General features: G+C 42.9%; 16 protein-coding genes. 14 read left to right on the plus strand and 2 right to left on the minus strand.

The features are described 5' to 3' along the window. Positions 1–67: 67 nt before the first annotated feature. From L2D08_RS13530 to ald, 6 genes are all read left to right on the plus strand, one after another. Positions 68–856 carry an aspartate/glutamate racemase family protein gene (locus L2D08_RS13530; protein WP_242234380.1) on the plus strand — a complete coding sequence of 263 codons (789 nt, stop codon included), beginning with the start codon at positions 68–70 and terminating at the stop codon, positions 854–856. Positions 857–1,127: 271 nt separating this feature from the next. Then, the gene (locus L2D08_RS13535) at positions 1,128–1,400 is read left to right on the plus strand and encodes a (2Fe-2S)-binding protein (protein ID WP_242234381.1); all 273 of its coding nucleotides are present in this window, start codon (positions 1,128–1,130) and stop codon (positions 1,398–1,400) included. Next, on the plus strand, positions 1,397–1,732 hold the full coding sequence (locus L2D08_RS13540; protein ID WP_242234382.1) for a (2Fe-2S)-binding protein: 336 nt from the start codon (positions 1,397–1,399) through the stop codon (positions 1,730–1,732). Before L2D08_RS13535 ends, L2D08_RS13540 begins: the two co-directional genes overlap by 4 nt. Beyond that, the gene (locus L2D08_RS13545) at positions 1,729–2,943 is read left to right on the plus strand and encodes an NAD(P)/FAD-dependent oxidoreductase (RefSeq protein ID WP_242234383.1); all 1,215 of its coding nucleotides are present in this window, start codon (positions 1,729–1,731) and stop codon (positions 2,941–2,943) included. The genes L2D08_RS13540 and L2D08_RS13545 overlap by 4 nt, the downstream gene beginning before the upstream one ends. Before the next feature lie 165 nt (positions 2,944–3,108). Beyond that, complete coding sequence (locus L2D08_RS13550) at positions 3,109–3,651, plus strand: NAD(P)H-dependent oxidoreductase (RefSeq protein ID WP_242234384.1); 543 nt, start codon at positions 3,109–3,111, stop codon at positions 3,649–3,651. A gap of 662 nt (positions 3,652–4,313) precedes the next feature. Continuing rightward, complete coding sequence (gene ald / locus L2D08_RS13555) at positions 4,314–5,447, plus strand: alanine dehydrogenase (protein WP_242234385.1); 1,134 nt, start codon at positions 4,314–4,316, stop codon at positions 5,445–5,447. A 182-nt stretch (positions 5,448–5,629) separates the two neighbouring features. Here ald and L2D08_RS13560 read toward each other — a convergent pair whose 3' ends face one another. Continuing rightward, entirely contained in the window at positions 5,630–7,309 is a 1,680-nt protein-coding gene (locus L2D08_RS13560) for a PucR family transcriptional regulator (protein ID WP_242234386.1), read from the minus strand. Between the two features lie 222 nt (positions 7,310–7,531). Here L2D08_RS13560 and L2D08_RS13565 point away from each other — a divergent pair, with 222 nt between their 5' ends. Beyond that, positions 7,532–8,887: an aspartate aminotransferase family protein gene (locus tag L2D08_RS13565; RefSeq protein ID WP_242234387.1), complete on the plus strand. Its 1,356-nt coding sequence runs from the start codon at positions 7,532–7,534 to the stop codon at positions 8,885–8,887. 175 nt (positions 8,888–9,062) lie between these two features. Here the strand turns inward: L2D08_RS13565 and L2D08_RS13570 are convergent, their stop codons facing one another. Next, the gene (locus L2D08_RS13570) at positions 9,063–9,611 is read right to left on the minus strand and encodes a ribonuclease H-like YkuK family protein (RefSeq protein WP_242234388.1); all 549 of its coding nucleotides are present in this window, start codon (positions 9,609–9,611) and stop codon (positions 9,063–9,065) included. A 364-nt stretch (positions 9,612–9,975) separates the two neighbouring features. Here L2D08_RS13570 and L2D08_RS13575 point away from each other — a divergent pair, with 364 nt between their 5' ends. From L2D08_RS13575 to gvpJ (L2D08_RS13605), 7 genes are all read left to right on the plus strand, one after another. Continuing rightward, on the plus strand, positions 9,976–10,953 hold the full coding sequence (locus L2D08_RS13575; protein WP_304653931.1) for an ABC transporter substrate-binding protein: 978 nt from the start codon (positions 9,976–9,978) through the stop codon (positions 10,951–10,953). 76 nt (positions 10,954–11,029) lie between these two features. Beyond that, positions 11,030–12,034 carry a FecCD family ABC transporter permease gene (locus L2D08_RS13580; protein WP_242234389.1) on the plus strand — a complete coding sequence of 335 codons (1,005 nt, stop codon included), beginning with the start codon at positions 11,030–11,032 and terminating at the stop codon, positions 12,032–12,034. Next, positions 12,031–13,044 (plus strand): FecCD family ABC transporter permease, encoded by a 1,014-nt coding sequence (locus L2D08_RS13585; protein ID WP_242234390.1) that lies wholly within the window; start codon positions 12,031–12,033, stop codon positions 13,042–13,044. Before L2D08_RS13580 ends, L2D08_RS13585 begins: the two co-directional genes overlap by 4 nt. Before the next feature lie 373 nt (positions 13,045–13,417). Next, positions 13,418–13,678, plus strand: coding sequence for a gas vesicle protein GvpJ (gvpJ, locus tag L2D08_RS13590; RefSeq protein WP_242234391.1), 261 nt, complete (start codon positions 13,418–13,420; stop codon positions 13,676–13,678). A 49-nt stretch (positions 13,679–13,727) separates the two neighbouring features. Next, positions 13,728–14,270, plus strand: coding sequence for a YtxH domain-containing protein (gene gvpT / locus L2D08_RS13595; RefSeq protein ID WP_242234392.1), 543 nt, complete (start codon positions 13,728–13,730; stop codon positions 14,268–14,270). Positions 14,271–14,307: 37 nt separating this feature from the next. Continuing rightward, on the plus strand, positions 14,308–14,709 hold the full coding sequence (locus L2D08_RS13600; protein WP_242234393.1) for a gas vesicle protein GvpQ: 402 nt from the start codon (positions 14,308–14,310) through the stop codon (positions 14,707–14,709). Between the two features lie 26 nt (positions 14,710–14,735). Next, on the plus strand, positions 14,736–14,996 hold the full coding sequence (gene gvpJ / locus L2D08_RS13605) for a gas vesicle protein GvpJ (RefSeq protein ID WP_242234394.1): 261 nt from the start codon (positions 14,736–14,738) through the stop codon (positions 14,994–14,996). Positions 14,997–15,048 lie beyond the last annotated feature (52 nt).

A 15,048-nucleotide genomic window follows, 5' to 3' on the forward strand; every position in this document is an offset into this window, starting at 1 on the left:
AAGAAATAAGATGAAGTGTTTCAGAGAATACACATGTATTCTCTGAAACGATAAGGAGGAGCCTTCAATGACCACTAAATCATTGAATAATGAACGTGAATACGGCTACTTAGAAAAAGAAAGTCAAATTATCACTATGAAAAAAGGGCAATATGTAGCGGGCTATTCCGTTGGCATCCTTTATTTAGATGACTGCTGGTACCCGGTTTTACCAGGAAATGTTGCAAATCTTTCCACCTACGACTTTCCAGTACAGCTGAAAGTAGTGCCTAACTGTAATCAGGAAAGAATCCATGCAGGCGATCCTACGCTGCTGGATGACATTATAAAAGCAGCCAAGCAATTTGAAGCAGAGGGAGCACGCGCTATATGTGCAGCATGTGGATTTTTCGGGAACTTTCAAGACAAAGTAGCCGCAGCTGTGGATATCCCCGTTTATCTTTCAAGTGTTGTCCAAGTACCCTGGATCAAAACAGGGTTGAAGCCGAGTCAGAAGGTAGGCATGCTGACAGCAGACGCGCATGGAATCACGCCTGAGTTATTCAAAAGCTGCGGGGTAGATAATCCGGATATGTGTGTAGTAAAGGATTTGGGAAGGCTGCCGGAATTTTCAGCGATTATCGAAAGCAGAGGCTCTTTTGATAATGAAAAAGTGAGAAAAGAGGTAGTGAACGCTGCTGTTCAACTAGTGAAGGAAAATCCTGATATTGGTGCCATCCTGCTTGAATGCAGTGATTTACCGCCATATGCAGCTGATATTCAACGAGCAGTGAAGCTTCCAGTATTTGATTTTATTACGATGATCAGATGGGCTCATTTTGCGACCAGCCAAAAACCATATAACGGTTTTATCTAAAAAATAAAGATAAAGCAAGATAAACGTAGCATGCAAATCTATAAAACATCCCAGTTTTTTAACATATCTTCTGATGTGCTACTCAATGTTGTACGTATGAGACATCTAACGTTCTCTTCTGCGTAAAATAGTTGGCTGCGCATCTATTTTATCCAGAAGAAATGTTGATGTCTTTTCTTATAAGTCACTGCATCTAGATAAGACATTATTAGAATTCTATCATAAAAACTGCTTTTTTAATCACATTTTGGAGGGCGTGGAGGAGAGTTAAATGAGTGAAAAGCCAACGATAGTATGTAGATGCGAAGAAATCACTATGGAAGAAATTCAAGAAACGATTGAACAGTTTCATTGTTCTTCACGTGAAGTAAAGTTACGAACACGTGCGGGAATGGGCTCCTGTGGAGGACGCACCTGCCGCAGCGTCATTGATCGGTTAGTAGAAGAGCTGGGAGGGGCAACGGTTTCTAATGAAGTGCCGCTTAGCTATCGACCTCCTGTTCGGCCTGTTTCATTCGGAGTGTTAGGAGGGGCAAAAGAATGAATTCAATGAGAGTGAATCATCACCCAGTGCTGGGAGATCTTGAGACGCACAAAGAAATAAAGATCTACTTTGACGGGCAGGAATATACCGCTTATGAAGGAGATACCATTGCCTCTGCCCTGCTCGCTTCTGGCGTTCGAACCCTTCGTTTTCACGAAGATAAAGAGACGCCGCGTGGAATTTACTGCAACATTGGTCATTGTTTTGAATGCCGGGTAAAGGTAGATGGAAAAAAAACAGTTCGTGCTTGTTTAACATCTGCAGAAAACCATATGCAGATTGAATCGTGCAAGGCTCTTTCTGCCTCTGAAGTAAAAGGAGGTACACTATGATTGATGTGGTGATAATAGGGGCAGGACCGGCCGGTCTGGGTGCAGCCGTTGCAGCTGCAGAACATGGCTTACAGGTATGTGTGGTGGATGAGTTTGTAAAGCCAGGGGGACGTTTGTTAGGACAGCTGCATGAAGAGCCTGATGGAAAATGGGTGAACGGTATCGAAGAAGCCCAAAAGCTTTATAATCAAGCCATTGGGCTTGGCGTAGATATCCGCTGCGGTATATCTGTGTATGATTTAAGAAAATTAGAAAACACCTGGTGCGTATATACGACTGATGAAATGATTGAGTCTAAATGCCTTTTGCTTGCTACTGGTGCATCAGAAACGCCGATCCCTATTCCAGGGTGGACGCTTCCAGGTGTAATGTCAATTGGAGCAGCCCAGGTAATGGGAAATGTGCATCGTGTGAAGCCAGGGGAAAAAGGCATTATCATCGGTGTAAATGTGCTTTCGGTTGCCATTGCAAGAGAATTGCAGCTATGCGGAGTCCATGTTGAAAGTATTTTACTTCCGCAGCCAGGACTTTTGGCTGGAAGCGCCGGCAATCCAGAAAAAATGATGGAATCGCTTCTAAGATTGTCCCATCTGGCTCCTTCCCCTTTAATACGGATGGGAGGAAAATGGGTAAGTCCGAAACTTGGTGCACGTTTATTTCCGAAAAATGGATTCAAAATGTGGGGTATTCCGATCCAGCTGCGCAAAGCGGCTCTTGAAATCCTAGGGGACAATCAAGTAGAGGGTGTACGAATGGCGGAAGTTTCTGCTAACGGAGAGGTTCTGCCAGGTACTGAAAAAACAGTATCTGCTGATTTTGTTTGTATTGCAGGCGGTCTTACTCCAATGGCTGAACTTGCTTCTGTTGCTGGCTGCTCTTTCTGTTATGTTCCGGAACTGGGCGGGCATGTTCCTTTACACAATGAATTTATGCAGACGAACCTCGCTGGTTTGTATATAGCAGGCAATATTACAGGTGTTGAAAGCGCCAAAGTCGCCAGGGCTCAGGGAAAAGTAGCAGGCCTTTCGATGGCGCGTGAGCTTAAAGCTTTAGTTTATGGCGGTAATGAAAAATTGTACGCTGCGGTTGAAGAAGTGACGGAGACACGAAGAAATGCACTGATTCAATTCCAGCCAGGCATTGAAGAAGCGCGTAAAGAACTTCATCGCAAATTTGATGAAACTTACAAACAAAAGCTCGTTTCTATCTAATTACGGAATATCTACTCTTAACCTTAAGCTTTATTATCGCTTATGAAAAAAGCTATACTGCCTGTATTAGACAACATGCTAATATGGGTATTTTTTATTGATCTCTCAGCTACTTTTTACCGGATAAACTGGGAGCTGCCTAAAGGCAAGATTGGAGGATAAACAATGAAAGTATTAGTTATTGTAGCTCATCCTAATATTGAAAACTCGCTGGTGAACAAAACTTGGATAGAAGAATTAAAAAAACATTCTGATATAACCATCCACGATCTTTATGCAGAGTATCCAGATGAACAAATTAACATCGAAAATGAGCAAAAGTTATGTGAAGAACATGATCGGATTATCTGGCAGTTCCCTTTTTACTGGTACAGCTCTCCACCGCTGCTTAAAAAATGGCAGGATGAAGTACTTACGCATGGCTGGGCTTATGGCCAGGAAGGGAATAAGCTGCACAATAAAGAGCTTATTTTAGCGGTATCCACGGGAAGCGGCCAGGAAAAGTATCAGGCTGGCGGCCGTAACCACTACTCTATGAGTGAGCTTTTAAAACCATTTCAAGCAACCAGCAATTTAGTCGGCACAACATTTTTGCCTGCTTTTATCTTCAACGGATCTTATACCGCTACAGCTGATGAGATCCAAGACAGTGCAAAAAGATATGCTGATTATATTCTTACTGCAGACACGTTGGAGAAGGTTTATTAAAATTGGCAGCAACACAATGAATTAGTTTAGTTGAAATTCAGTGGCTATTTTCTCTTTTAAAGAAAGTACCCGCTCAGATGGCAGACAAAGTGGTTCGAAGATGAGGCCGCTTTGTCTTTTTTTTATGCATTTGTGCAGCTTGTACGAGCGGGTATGTCGATCTGTTGGCGAGATTTTTTGAGTTTACAAGGATCAAAGTAAGCACCGATTGTATACACATTTTCATGATTTTCTTAATGACGTCTTTCGTATCCTTTCCTTTTTGAAGGTTTGTGACAAAAGAGAGATTTGTACGTTATTAAGAATATTTTAAAGATATGAATGCTGTGGGCATTGGCGCCGCCTATGAAGCATCCTGGGCTTTGTAAAGCATATCCTTTTTTACATATCGTAACCCGCCTTGGGGACCAAACATGCTTTGTTTAAAACCATTTCATGCCTTCCTTTTATTATAGGAAAAAGCCATTTTGACACGTTAAATGGATATGTAAGTTGTCTTGTTATATCAAATATTCATTTGACAGTATGTCTAATGAAGGAGATTAAGCCAGTGCTTATACTTTAACTATAATTCGAGCCGTCATCAATAGAAGAATGGCTTGGCTAATTTAGAAAGATATATTGATTCATACAAAATTATGTACTTTAGGAGGACGAGTAAAATGATTATTGGAGTACCAAAGGAAATTAAAAATAACGAAAATCGCGTAGCGCTTACACCAGCAGGCTTAATGTCTTTTCTTAAAGAAGGCCATAGAGTACTAGTGGAGAAAGATGCTGGAGTTGGCAGTGGTTTTACCAATCAGGACTATATGGATGCTGGCGCAGAAATTGTGGAAAATCCTAAAGATGTATGGGCCCAGGCTGACATGGTTATGAAAGTAAAAGAACCGATTCGGGAAGAATACAGCTATTTCCGCGAAGGATTGATTTTGTTCACTTATTTACACTTAGCTGCTGAACCAGACTTAGCCCAAGCCCTTGTGGATAACGGAGTTACGGCTATTGCCTATGAGACAGTTGCTGTAAATCGTACACTTCCGCTGCTTACGCCAATGAGTGAGGTAGCAGGCCGAATGGCTGCCCAAATTGGTTCTCAATTTTTGCAAAAATCAAATGGCGGGAAAGGGATCCTTCTGGCGGGAGTTCCGGGCGTTGAACGCGGTAAAGTAACCATCATTGGCGGCGGCGTTGTAGGAGCAAACGCAGCGAAATTAGCCATCGGTCTAGGGGCTGATGTGACGATTATTGACTTGAGTGCAGACCGCCTGCGCCAATTAGATGATATCTTTGGTAATCAGATTAAAACACTTATGTCGAATTCGCTTAACATTGCAGAAGCTGTAGCAGAAGCTGATCTATTGATCGGGGCTGTATTAATTCCTGGTGCAAAGGCTCCTAAGCTGGTAACGGAAGAAATGGTGAAAGCGATGAAACCTGGTTCTGTTATTGTGGATGTAGCCATCGATCAAGGCGGTATTGTGGAAACAGTTGATCATATTACGACACATGACAATCCCACATATAAAAAGCATGGTGTTGTCCATTATGCAGTAGCGAATATGCCTGGTGCCGTTCCAAGAACATCTACCATTGCTTTAACAAATGTTACGGTTCCTTACGCACTGCAAATTGCAAACAAGGGCCTATTCAAAGCCATTTTCGAAAATGAAGCCCTAAAACTCGGCTTAAACGCAGCAAACGGTGAAATCACATATGAAGCTGTCGCAAAAGATCTTGGCTATAATTTTGTCTCCCCGGAGAAGGTTTTTGAAAAGGAACTCGCTCTCGTTTAAGAAGGACTGATAAATCAAAACTTTATTGTACTGTGGATGTAGAAGAAAATAAGAATGCCTTTTCTTTGACTAAATAAAGAAATAAAAACAGCCAGGTGCTTATTCAGGAGCCTTGGCTGTTTTAAATAAAAAATCTACTTTGGTTGAATTTTATTTCTAACTGCACTTGATGTCAGTTTTTTTTAGAATGTAGTATGGGCATTACAAATCACCCCAACCGCTTCCCCGTTGACTTTTTGCATAAAAGAAGAATGTTCAACTGCTTGGCCGGTCTGCCATTTATACGCTTGCACAGCCACTTCTAAAGCAAGCCGATTAACCGGTTCCATAAAATCCTTACCAAGCAGTAATTCTAATTTTGAGAGCCGGTGGTAAAGAGTCTGGCGGACGATAAATAATTTTTGGGCTGCTTCTTTTTTGAAGCCGCCGCATTCTAAATAAACGGCTAACGTCTCCAGCAGTCTGCCATTTGTTTTGGCGTCATACTCCAGGACAGGATAAAGATAGTCATGCACATACCGATCAAGCAGCCCGCTTTTCTGCAAAGTAAAAAGCAGCCGGTAAATGCCCAGCTTTTCATAAAAAGGGCTGACGGAAATGCCGGATCGCTGCAGCTCCAGACTTTCTTTTGCTTCATCACAGGCTTCCTTCGTTTTAGAAAGATGCGTAAAAACACTGCTCACACCCATACAGGCAGTAGAAGAAATAAAGTCTTTCATCTGGCCGATCGTTTCTATAATGCGGCCGAACCTATCATAAGTGCCCGTTTCAGACGGTCTAAAAAAAGCAAGCACGGCAATTTCATGATTACTTGTGGAAAGCGCCGGTATACATCCGTGCTTTTGAAATAAAGAGCGAATTTGCATGGCCTGCTGAAGTTTCCATTCTTCCCAATCTGTTTTATCGGACTGGCTGGCATCCAGTGGAATCACACATACACGATAATGCATTTGATGAACTGCCGCCGATACATACGTGCTTAAATGTTCAGCTCGGACTTCTTTCCCCTGCAAAAGACTGCGTACAAGTTCGTCTTCTGCATGCTGTTTTCTTTCTTCGAGTGTTTGGGAGCGAAGCAAGATTTGTGAAACAGCCAGACCGGCACGATCAAGAACAAGCAGGAAAAATTCATCATAAAAAGAATCGCTGATTTGCAGGCAAAGATATCCCCGAACCTGTTCAAACACTTGAACAGGTTTTACCGCAAAGACCGTTCCATTTGCAGTGAGAAGACGCCCGGATAGAATCTCCGGCTGCTCGCTGTACAGTACTGATCGAAGAATGGATTCTTGGTCTTTCCCATCAGCCGGGCAGTAAAAGGATTTGCTTTCTTCAGAAAGAAAGAAAACAGGCTGCTGGAAATAACCATGCATTTCCTGCAGAATTTTAAAGATACCATTTGATTCCAGGGAAAGACTCATAAACTGTCTCGATAATTGATCCAGGTCAGACAGCATTCGCTGATGCCGGTTGATGATCATTGTATGCAGATCATGGGTGATGTCAACAAATTTAACCGTTTTCTCAAAAGCAATAATCGGGAAATGCTGTTGATCAGCAAACGCTAATATTTCTGGCGGCAGACTGGTTATGGAAGAGCCAAATTCAATACACAGGCCGGCTGCTTGTTTAGCAACGAGCCTGCTTATATATGTAAGCTGTGTCGGGAGGTCACCGGGAAAGTTAATGCCTGTTGTTAAAATCAGCTCGCCGCCATTAATGAGCATATCAAAGTCTTTTACTTCCAGAATATGAGTCCATTTAATAGGACGATGAAGCCCTTTTTCTCCGGCAAGAAGCCTTACATCGCGAAAAGTTTCCCGTTTTAACATTTCATCGATCGTCAATTCTATTTTTTTCATCTGGATTCCTCCAATACGTCCACTTTAGCAGGTTGATCATTTTACATTATGTCACATGAAAATAATTCGAATTATTTGTAAACTAAAGTATGGCAGAATTTTAATTAGCATTCATCCATTTATGTAAGATTATCTGCCAATCTGTTTTTTCTTACGAGACAGAATGTCCAATAAAACGAGAAAAAACCTTTGCGACAGGATAAAGATAAAGGAGCGATAAGTATGAAAACAGCAAAAACAGATGTATCGTCACTGATTGAAAAAGACCGCGCAAATGTTTGGCATCATATTTCTCCTTATATTGAAGAAAAACCACCTATGGTCATTCAAAGCGGCCAGGGTGCATGGATTACAGATCACCAGGGGAATCGTTATTTAGATGGGATGTCGGGGCTCTGGTGCGTCAATGTTGGTTACGGCAGGGAAGAGCTGGCGAAAGCCGCATATGACCAAATGGTCGAAATGGCGTATGTACCCATGACACAAAGCCATGTACCGGCTATTGAACTGGCCGAAAAGCTGAATGATCTGCTGGGCGGAGGGTATATGATTTTTTACTCCAACAGCGGTTCTGATGCGAATGAAGTGGCGTTTAAGCTTGCCCGCCAGTTTCACCAGCAAAATGGAGAGCCGTCCCGGTTTAAATTTCTATCACGGCACCGGGCTTATCACGGCAGTTCAATGGGGGCCCTGTCCGCTACAGGACAGGCGCTTCGCAAATTTAAATATGAGCCGCTTGCCCCTGGCTTTTTGCATGTTTCGCCGCCGGATTCTTACCGCCGGCCAGCCGGGATGTCTGTTGAAGACTATAATATCATGCGGGCAGAAGAATTTGAGCAAAAAATTATTTGGGAGCAGAAAGAAACGATTGCCGGCATTATTATGGAACCGCTTATTACAGGCGGAGGCATTTTAACACCGCACCCGGTTTACGTGGAAAAGGTACAGGAAATCTGCCGCAAATACGGTATTCTGCTTATTATCGATGAAGTGATCTGCGGCTTTGGCCGGACCGGCAAGTATTTTGGACACCAGCATTTCGGTATAAAGCCGGATATCATCACTATGGCGAAAGGGCTGACGAGTGCTTATTTGCCGCTTTCGGTAACAGCTGTTCGAAAAGATATTTATGAAACATTTAAAAACAGTGCGGAAAACAGCCACTTCCGCCATGTCAATACGTTCGGCGGCAATCCGGCTGCCTGCGCCGTTGCACTGAAAAACCTGGAGATTATTGAGCGGGAGCGCTTGGTGGAACGTTCTGAACTTCTTGGCGCCCGCCTGCAAGCAGAACTGGCGGAGCTGAAGGAACATCCGCACGTCGGCGATATTCGCGGGCTCGGGTTTTTGCTCGGGATTGAGATGGTTGAAAACAAAGAAACAAAAGAGCCTGCATCAGCTGAGCGGGTTGCCAGCCTGATCGCTGCCTGTAAAAAAGAAGGATTGATTATTGGCAAGAACGGAGATACGGTAGAGGGGTCCAATAACGTGCTGACATTGAGTCCGCCGCTGTCCTGCACAGATGATGATGTAGAGTTTATCATTTCTGTACTCAAAAAAGTATTTACAGAACTATAATACGGTTTAAGCCCCTATTCTTTTAAAAAGATAGGGGTTTTTTTTCTTATGTGAGAGAGGTTTTTGAGTGGGGAAAAGCGGCTGCACAAAAAGAAAAAGCAAAGGGGATGGAGGAAAGAATAAAAAGCAGGACAAAAAGGGGGTGTGGTGCTTCCGCTTTCTTAAACTAAAACCCTTACTTTGTATGCCGATTGGCGACTCCATATGCGGCGATCGAGTCCGGCTTAATCTTTGGCTCGAGCCCTGCAGACTGCATTCTGGAAACCATCTCTTTTATAAAAATTCTCGTTTTATTTTGCTGCTCCGATCCAATATCAATATGCCCTTCTATTGTGAAAGATGAACCTTTATAAATGTAAGGCAGGACAATATCAATCATCTGCATTTTATGTTCCTCAGTAAATAAGCTGGCGATTTCTTCTGTAAGCGATGTTTCAGTAGAGATTTTTTCATATAAATTTTCATATCTTCGTGGATAGCGGATTTTTCGCAGAAAAGCCCATGCTCCTTTTCCCTTGCGGTGAATGACAATGACAGTGGCAAAAACGGTTTCGTTTCCATGAACCTGCGAATCAGAACCGATCATAAGCCGATATTTTCCGCCAGGGTCCTGGCTCATAAACCAGAGAATTTGGTGAAATACATCTTCAAAGGTAAGTCCTTTTTGATTGATTGTCCTGAATCGTAAATCCGGTTGGTGGGTAGACGGAAAAGAATGATTCATATCATGACAGCTCCTCTTTATAGTAATATATGCAAATGAAGCAAGGCCCGGTTCACCATGGTTGTCCTGTTTTTTTATGATTGAAGCCTGGATTTTATAAAAGGCTTTTGTAATACTTATGCAGGAAACGGGAAAAAAATTATTTTTAATAAAGAGAATCAAACCAAGAAGGCCCTTTTTCTTAAAAGAAGAAAAAGAGAGGGATGCAAGCAGTTTTTTACTTTGTGTGAAATTATTCACTTAGATTTAATTTTTTTAAAGAACACAATGTATATAACCTTGCGTCTTCTTTGTTTAGAAATGATAATCATTATCAAAGAGAAAAACATCATACATATTAGCAACAGAGAGGAAGTTATTTGCCATGTTGAAGTGGATGAAAACGGGTTCTGTAAAAGGAACCGGTCTGCTTTTAGCCATTGCTGTTCTATTAGCCTTGGCGGGCTGCAGCAGTACACAAAAAGCAGCAGATTCAGAAAACACTCAAGGTGCTGGCCAAACAGAAGGCGGGAACACCAAAACGATTACCCATGAGATGGGGGAAACAGAAATCGAAGGTACGCCTAAGAAAATTGTAGCGCTTGAATTATCATTTGTAGATTCATTGAATACACTTGGCATAGATGCCGCTGGGATCGCAGATGATGAAAAGAAAGAGATGATTGCAAAGCTTGTTGGGAAAGAGACAGACTATACATCTGTAGGAACACGTGAGCAGCCGAACCTGGAAGTGATCAGCTCCCTTCAGCCGGATTTGATTATTGCAGATGCAGAACGCCATAAAAATGTATATGAAGACTTGCAGAAAATTGCTCCAACAATTGTACTGAAAAGCCGTGAATCCACATACCAGGAAAACCTGGATGCTTTTAGTACGATTGCCCAGGCGGTCGGAAAAGAAGAGGAAGCCAAAACGAGACTGGCTGAACATGAAAAAACGATTGAAGAAACAAAAGCAAAGCTGAAAGCAGATCCAAACGCGACGATTTTGCCTGCTGTTGTTCGTGATACATCATTCCAGGCACATACATCTTCTTCTTATGATGGTGAACTTCTTGAGCACCTTGGATTCAAAAATGCGATCCAGCAGGAAGAGCCTTATGCTGAAATGAATTTAGAGCAGCTTGTAGAAATTGATCCGGATATTTTACTTTTAGCCAATAATGATGGCAAGCTTATTACGGATGAATGGAAAAACAATCCGCTCTGGAAAAACTTAAAAGCAGTTAAAAATGGACAAGTGTATGACGTGGATCGTGACTTGTGGACAAGATTCCGCGGAGTTGCCTCTGCCGAAGCAATTGGCGCCGATATGCTGAAAATGCTTGGTGAAAACAAATAAAACAAAAAAGGAAGTAAGGAAACGTCTCCTTGCTTCCTTTTCTGTTTAAATCTTGTCAGGAAGTGTTGGGAACGAAATGAACAGAGCATCAAAACAAAAAGTAACGACATATCTTACCGCTTTAATTGGAACCATTTTATTATTAATAGGCATCGTTCTTAGCATTTCAGTAGGCGCTGCCGATATAAAAGCGCAGACCGTTCTTCATTCTTTTATCCAATGGGATGAATCAAAAGAACAGGTCATTATTCGGACGCTGCGCCTGCCGCGGGCGGTAATTGGCGTCCTCGTGGGAGCCAGTCTCGCTGTTGCTGGAGCCCTCATGCAGGCGATTACAAAAAATGCACTGGCTTCTCCACAGGTGTTTGGCGTAAATGCTGGAGCATCCTTGTTTGTCGTTTCGTCACTCGTTCTTTTTCCGGGTCTTTCTTCTGCTTCTCTCGTATATGCGGCGTTTTTAGGAGCAGCCTTGGGAGGCGTGATTGTATACTCTTTCGCTTCAGGCGGCGGAATGACGCCGGTCAAACTTGCACTGGCCGGAATGGCCGTTCACTTTTTTCTATCTTCCTTAACACAGGGAGTCGTTCTTTTTAGTGATCAAGGCAAGGATGCTCTTTACTGGATGGTCGGCGCAATAAACGGAAAAAGCTGGACGCATGTAGAATTGATTCTTCCATGGTCGCTTGGCGGACTGATTTTAGCTGCCGCGCTTTCCAGATCGATCTCTATTCTTGTGTTAGGAGAAAGCCTGGCACAGGGACTTGGACAAAAAGTGACACAAATTCGAATTCTGTCGGGGCTGCTGGTCATTGTGCTGGCAGGATCATCTGTTGCAGTGGCAGGGCCAGTCGGTTTTGTCGGCTTGATTGTCCCTCACATTGTAAAAAAACTCGTTGGCGGGGATTATCGAAGAATCATTCCGTTTTCGGCACTGTTTGGCGCACTTCTTGTTGTGTATGCGGATATTCTTTCCCGCTTTATTGCGTATCCGTTTGAATCACCGGTTGGAATTGTGACTGCCTTAATCGGAGCTCCGTTCTTCCTATACTTAGCCAAGCAGGGAAGGGGCATTAAACAATGAGAATAAGCGAACAAACAACATTGAATAAAAAAAGACGCCCTTTGGTATTGCTTTTCATTTTGACAGGATTGCTGCTGCTTTTATCGGCTGTCAGTCTTGGAGTAGGGGCCGTTTATATTTCACCGCTAGATATTATAGCGGATTTAGCAGGAACCGGGGCTTCCAGCCATGCCTTTATTCTTCACGAGTACCGCCTGCCCCGTCTGTATATTGCCATGATCGCTGGAGCCGGACTGGCGATAGCCGGTGCGGTTCTGCAGGGAATTTTGCGAAACCCGCTTGCGTCCCCGGATGTGATTGGTGTCACAAAAGGAGCTGGACTGGCTGCAGTGATTGTGATTGTCCTGTTTCCAGAATCACCTGTTTTTTGGCTGCCCGTTTCGGCTTTTCTCGGAGCGTCCGCGGCCGCAGCTGCTTTAATGCTGTTTGCGCATAAAAACGGTGTGAAGCCAGCTACATTGGCGCTCATCGGGATTGCGCTCGGTGCTATTTTCCAGGCGGGTATTGAATATTTTATGATTAAGTTTCCTGATGACGTAAACAGCACCCTTCTATGGCTGGCGGGAAGCTTGTGGGGAAGAGGCTGGGAGCAGGTTTGGATGCTGCTTCCAAGCGTGCCGTTTGCCATTGCGCTCTGGCTGCTGTCTGCAAAGCTGGATATATTAAACCTTGGCGATGATCTGGCGACGGGTTTGGGGCAAAAAACAAAGCAGCTGCGGTATGTGCTGCTCAGCCTCTCTGTTATCATTATCGGAATGTGTGTGGCGGCTATTGGATCGATCGGATTTATTGGGTTGATCGCGCCTCACGTAGCAAGAAAGCTCACCGGGTCCCGGCATAAATTTCTGCTGCCGGTTTCTGCTTTAATAGGCGCATTGTTTTTGCTCGGAGCAGACAGTTTAGGAAGGGGCTTATTTCCTCCTATTGAAATACCGGCCGGCATTGTGACAGCTGTCATTGGCGCTCCTTATTTTCTTTATTTGCTGCGGCGTGAAGGGAAGAAGGCGTAAGAAATTCCCAGGAGTAAAATATCCAGCGCTCATTTACGCCTAGGTGATTGGGTGATAAAAAAAGAAACCGATGTATAAAAAGGTCCTAAACTACAGATTTCTGTTGTTTAGGGCCTTTTTTTAGATATATATCTTCAACAGAAACATACTGCTTGAAGCACCAAATCCCTCACTGGTTATTGCATTTATTAGAAATTAAATTTTTCATAATATATCCATTAAATACAAATATTTAATTAATTTAATAAAACAGTCCCTAATTCCTATAAAAACCATGTTTACTCATGGAGAGGAAAGGTATGTACAGACTAAACCTAAAAATAAAATAGCTCAACAACCTCCCAATATGTCAAAAACAGAGAGGAGACAAAGTATGAGTGTTCAAAAAAGTACGGATAGTTCTAGTCTGGCAGAAGTGATTGACCGAATTCTCGACAAAGGAATTGTTATTGATGCTTTTGTAAGAGTATCACTCGTAGGTATAGAAATTCTTACAGTCGAAGCCAGAGTCGTGATTGCCAGTGTGGATACATGGCTAAGATACGCAGAAGCGGTTGGATTATTAAGTGATGAAGCAGAAACGGAAAGCCTTGCATATCAAAATGAATCTCAGACATCACGGCTGAGTTACTAAAGTATAAAAAAGCTATAGTAGAAATCTATCAAGAGAAGAGGTTAAGAGTATGAATACCCAAGAAGCCAATGAAAAACAAGAAGGAAACCAAAACAAGGAAGCAGCCGAAAACAGTATGCAAAAAGCAGAGGTAAACCAGGAAGAAAACAGCCAGACGAAGGAAGAAAAGCAGCCGGCAGAAACAAAAGACAGCCCTAACTATTCGATCAATCTGGCTATACTGGGCGGCGTAGTAGGAGCCGGAATAGGACTGCTCGCCAATCCGGATACCGGCAAAAAACTAATGAAAAACTTAGGTGAGTCCGAATTTGTAAAGGTAGCGGAAAAGGAATTTAAGAAAACCGCGCAGGAACTTCTGGCCGGCCAGGCACAAAACAGCATCAGACAATTAGCTGAAGGATATATCAGTAAAATCGATGGAAAGCTGCTGTCTCCTTTAAAAGAAAGTGGGGATAACAAGGGAACAGGCAGTTCAGAAAAGGAAACCCAGTCTCCAGCGTATGAAAAAATCAAGGAAGAAAACAAAGAGCTTAATGAGCGGCTTCAAAAAATGGAAAAAATGCTGAATGACCTGGCCGGCACGCAGAAATAAAAAGTTCTTTTGAAAGGAATCCGGAGGGGGTGATGAGGTGGACAAACGCGTGAAAAAAGCGGCTGGTAAAGTGGCAAAAAGCGCAATAAAACACGCTCCGGAGCCAGTGAAAGAAAAAGTGAAAGAAGTCATCGTCGACAAAGCAAAAGAGAGATTCAAAGAAAACATCCATGAAAAAGCAGGAGAGGCAGAAGAAAAAGTCCAGGAGGTCCTACTGTCAGCCCGTGAAAAGCTGGGGAAAGCAGTGGAAGCTGGACAAGAGTTTCAAAAGAGAATGTCTTCAGCTAATAAAAAAGACGATGACCGAAAAGTAAAAGGCGTCAAGCATATTAAGGGCATCAGTGACATTAAAACATCCAAGGATATTAAGAGTGCTACTAAAATCAAATGTGCAAAAAACATAAAATCTTCCAATGATATTAAAACAATCGGTTCTTAATATCATCAAGAAAGGAGAAAGCAATTATGGCTGTTCAAAAAAGTACAGATAGTTCCAGTTTAGCAGAGGTTATTGACCGGATTTTAGATAAAGGGATTGTTATCGATGCTTTTGTAAGGGTATCGGTAGTCGGAATTGAAATTTTAACGGTGGAAGCCCGGGTGGTCATTGCCAGTGTCGATACATGGCTGCGTTATGCGGAAGCTGTCGGATTGCTTGGAGATAACGTTGAGGAAAATGGGCTGCTTGCTCAATCTAATGAAAGAAATGCACGGTTTAGCATTTAATAAAGGAAGCAGAGCCAGGGTGCAGGAAGCCCTGGCCTGTCATTCTTTAGCA

This window comes from Domibacillus sp. PGB-M46 (assembly GCF_022668875.1).
Classification (GTDB): Bacteria; Bacillota; Bacilli; order Bacillales; family Domibacillaceae; genus Domibacillus.

Bases quoted from the DNA above. Each gene is read 5' to 3' on its own strand.
- L2D08_RS13565 (WP_242234387.1), top strand. From the start codon at position 7,532: ATGAAAACAGCAAAAACAGATGTATCGTCACTGATTGAAAAAGACCGC.
- gvpJ (WP_242234391.1), top strand. From the start codon at position 13,418: ATGAGTGTTCAAAAAAGTACGGATAGTTCTAGTCTGGCAGAAGTGATT.
- L2D08_RS13545 (WP_242234383.1), top strand. From the start codon at position 1,729: ATGATTGATGTGGTGATAATAGGGGCAGGACCGGCCGGTCTGGGTGCA.
- gvpJ (WP_242234394.1), top strand. From the start codon at position 14,736: ATGGCTGTTCAAAAAAGTACAGATAGTTCCAGTTTAGCAGAGGTTATT.
- L2D08_RS13575 (WP_304653931.1), top strand. From the start codon at position 9,976: ATGTTGAAGTGGATGAAAACGGGTTCTGTAAAAGGAACCGGTCTGCTT.
- L2D08_RS13540 (WP_242234382.1), top strand. From the start codon at position 1,397: ATGAATTCAATGAGAGTGAATCATCACCCAGTGCTGGGAGATCTTGAG.
- ald (WP_242234385.1), top strand. From the start codon at position 4,314: ATGATTATTGGAGTACCAAAGGAAATTAAAAATAACGAAAATCGCGTA.
- L2D08_RS13585 (WP_242234390.1), top strand. From the start codon at position 12,031: ATGAGAATAAGCGAACAAACAACATTGAATAAAAAAAGACGCCCTTTG.
- L2D08_RS13550 (WP_242234384.1), top strand. From the start codon at position 3,109: ATGAAAGTATTAGTTATTGTAGCTCATCCTAATATTGAAAACTCGCTG.
- L2D08_RS13535 (WP_242234381.1), top strand. From the start codon at position 1,128: ATGAGTGAAAAGCCAACGATAGTATGTAGATGCGAAGAAATCACTATG.
- gvpT (WP_242234392.1), top strand. From the start codon at position 13,728: ATGAATACCCAAGAAGCCAATGAAAAACAAGAAGGAAACCAAAACAAG.
- L2D08_RS13530 (WP_242234380.1), top strand. From the start codon at position 68: ATGACCACTAAATCATTGAATAATGAACGTGAATACGGCTACTTAGAA.
- L2D08_RS13560 (WP_242234386.1), bottom strand. From the start codon at position 7,309: ATGAAAAAAATAGAATTGACGATCGATGAAATGTTAAAACGGGAAACT.
- L2D08_RS13580 (WP_242234389.1), top strand. From the start codon at position 11,030: ATGAACAGAGCATCAAAACAAAAAGTAACGACATATCTTACCGCTTTA.
- L2D08_RS13570 (WP_242234388.1), bottom strand. From the start codon at position 9,611: ATGAATCATTCTTTTCCGTCTACCCACCAACCGGATTTACGATTCAGG.